The sequence below is a fragment of the Staphylococcus sp. Y174-1 genome, from assembly GCF_049897865.1.
GTDB lineage: Bacteria > Bacillota > Bacilli > Staphylococcales > Staphylococcaceae > Staphylococcus > Staphylococcus saprophyticus.
In genome coordinates, this window is record NZ_JAFCXB010000019.1 from 1 (window position 1) to 2,634 (window position 2,634).

A 2,634-nucleotide genomic window follows, 5' to 3' on the forward strand; every position below is an offset into this window, starting at 1 on the left:
AACTAAACTTGCAGACGAATGTCGGCATAGCGTGAGCTATTAAGCCGACCATTCGACAAGTTTTGGGATTGTTAAGGGTTCCGAGGCTCAACGTCAATAAAGCAATTGGAATAAAGCAATTATGTTATTGATTTTAAATTTTTTATATCAAAATGGTCTGTTTCTGTTAAATCATAACCAGAATGAAAAAGAAGTTGAGCTTCTTTTGAAATACATGGTATTTTTCGATCTTTGTAATTAGTTTCTGAAAACCAGTCATTTTGGAAAACATAATTACCACCTTCTGGGTTTGCTTGGGTAATTGATCCATCATCATTTAGATTTATAGGATGAATATCTAAATACCCATATTCTTCATGCTTAAGTTCCATACGTGAAGGCATCCAATCAACTTCTATTTTGTATCCTATATCTTCTAATTTTTGTATAACTTTTTGAGTGTGTTGAGCGTCAAAATCTATATCTATATCTCTGTGTTCTCTTTGTTGTTTTCCAGTTAATACATCTACCCCCCAGCCACCATCTAACCAATAAGTTACTTTCATGTGTTCAAATAAATCTAAAATATAAAATAATTCTTTTTCTGTTACATTATTATTTTTCATTTTATCCCTCCTAACTTGGGAATTTGAAACGAGTTGAAAACGAGTTTCTTCTTGTCTTGATACTATATAGAAATAACGTTCTTTTTTAAAAATATGATTTATCGTTGATGTGACAGTGTTTTTATGTATTTTTGTGGTTGAAAAGAAAATTTGACATGAAAACACCCCAGTTATATTATTAAGGTGTCGAATCTTAAATAAAACTGGGGGATTTTTATATGCAATATAATACTACTAAATATATTGACGAAAATCAAGATAACGAAACATTAAAAGATATGACGAAAAGTGGGAAGCAACGCCCATGGAGAGAAAAGAAAATTGATAATGTAAGTTACGCAGATATACTGGAAATTTTAAAAATTAAAAAGGCTTTTAACGTAAAACAATGTGGTAACGTCTTAGAATTCAAGCCAACTGATGAAGGTTATTTGAAGTTACATAAGACATGGTTTTGTAAGTCAAAATTATGCCCAGTTTGTAATTGGAGGCGTGCTATGAAAAATAGTTATCAAGCTCAAAAAGTGATTGAAGAAGTAGTAAAAGAAAAGCCTAAAGCTCGGTGGTTATTTCTTACTCTATCGACACGAAATGCGATAGATGGGGATACTTTAGAACGAAGTTTAAAGCATTTAACTGAATCTTTTAGAAGATTATTTAAATATAAAAAAGTTAGTAAAAATTTAATTGGTTTTATGCGTTCAACAGAAGTTACAGTTAATAAAAATGATGGCAGTTATAATCAACATATGCATGTTTTGTTGTGTGTTGAAAATAGTTATTTTAAGAATAAAGCTAATTATATAACTCAAGAAGAATGGGTTAATTTATGGCAAAAAGCATTACAAGTAAATTATCGACCGGTAGCAAATATTAAAGCGATCAAACCAAATCAAAAAGGCGATAAAGATATTCAAGCAGCTATTAAAGAAACCTCTAAATATTCGGTTAAGTCATCTGATTTTTTAACTGATGATGATGAAAGAAATCAAGAAATCGTGAATGATTTAGAAAAAGGTTTATACCGAAAGCGTATGTTGAGTTATGGTGGATTACTTAAACAAAAACATAAGATTTTAAATTTAGATGATGCCGAAGATGGCAATTTGATTAATACAAGTGACGAAGATAAAACAACAGACGAAGAAGAAAAAGCACATTCGATTACGGCAATTTGGAATTTTGAAAAACAAAATTATTATTTAAAAAATTTGAAACGTTAGCTTAAAAGCTAGCGTTTTTTTATGTATTTTTGCCCCTGCGGGAACTATAGCGTTCAACCGGCATGGTTGACCACTTTACATGCCAACTTTTAAGTTTGCATGTAAATGGGCAGTGTCTTAAAAAATCAACACTGGATTTGCTCAAATTTTTGCTTTTGGAAATAGCATATATTTATTTGGCTCATATTCGCGTTTTAAGAGCTTATATAAGTTTTTAGGCATAAAACTATATGAATTACCCCTAAATCTTTAAAATGCCCCCTTAAAATTCAAAATAAAGGTATTTAAAATTTTAAAAATAAAAAAGCTACTAGCAAAAAACTAGTAGCTTAAATCTTAGTTAAATTTTGATGTAGTATTAATTTTTATATTTACGCTACAACGTCGATTCAAATTCGTGCAGTATTAATTTTTGTATCTGCGCCACAACGCCGATTACTAATAATGCAGTATTAATTTTTATATCTGTGCTACAACACCGATTACTTAAAACTAAGATAAAAAATCGACGAAGGTCGATAATGGTTTTGCACACGTCGATTTATCCGACGTATAAGTGCGCCCTTACGGGATTTAACTAGATTGTAACGATGAATTTTGGACTTGTAAAGCAATAACAATTGGGTTTACCAGGTCTACTAAGTAGACAAAAAAGAACACGCATTTATGCCGAGAAAATTTATTGAAGTTGAGAAGAACCCTTAACTAAACTTGCAGACGAATGTCGGCATAGCGTGAGCTATTAAGCCGACCATTCGACAAGTTTTGGGATTGTTAAGGGTTCCGAGGCTCAACGTCAATAAAGC

The 2,634-nt window shown here is 31.2% G+C and carries 2 protein-coding genes; one reads left to right on the plus strand and one right to left on the minus strand.

Translation table 11 applies throughout. The features are described 5' to 3' along the window. Positions 1–119: 119 nt before the first annotated feature. Positions 120–605: a lincosamide nucleotidyltransferase Lnu(A) gene (gene lnu(A) / locus ACP7BT_RS13510; protein WP_011645010.1), complete on the minus strand. Its 486-nt coding sequence runs from the start codon at positions 603–605 to the stop codon at positions 120–122. Between the two features lie 218 nt (positions 606–823). On the opposite strand from lnu(A), the gene ACP7BT_RS13515 reads away from it, so the two are divergent. Continuing rightward, the gene (locus ACP7BT_RS13515; protein WP_011645009.1) at positions 824–1,828 is read left to right on the plus strand and encodes a protein rep; all 1,005 of its coding nucleotides are present in this window, start codon (positions 824–826) and stop codon (positions 1,826–1,828) included. Positions 1,829–2,634: the final 806 nt, after the last annotated feature.

Excerpts from the sequence above, each read along its gene's own strand:
- ACP7BT_RS13515 (WP_011645009.1), top strand. The coding sequence starts at position 824 with ATGCAATATAATACTACTAAATATATTGACGAAAATCAAGATAACGAA.